Annotated in this window: 1 protein-coding gene; it reads right to left on the minus strand. The window is 64.7% G+C overall.

Annotated features, from left to right (window positions below; genetic code table 11):
• The coding region (locus F6S12_RS33640; RefSeq protein ID WP_315870098.1) for a hypothetical protein at positions 1-204 on the minus strand (204 nt) is incomplete at both ends.

Raw genomic sequence — 204 nt, forward strand, 5'->3', positions numbered from 1 at the left:
GCCCAGGTTGGGGTTGCCGAGGATGATTCCGCCGAGCTGGGTTTCCTGGGTGCGGTTGATGGCGTTGTTGAGGATCACCCCCTGCTGGCCGACGTTGTAGTCGCTGAACTTGTTGTGCGACAGGCCGCCGCCATTGGGCGTGGCAATGTTGACGATGGGCACGCCATTGCCCGCCTGGCCGAGGCTGGTGCCGCTGCCGTTGAC

The sequence above is a fragment of the Pseudomonas sp. JV245A genome, from assembly GCF_032424515.1.
In the GTDB taxonomy this organism is placed as follows: Bacteria; Pseudomonadota; Gammaproteobacteria; order Pseudomonadales; family Pseudomonadaceae; genus Aquipseudomonas; species Aquipseudomonas protegens.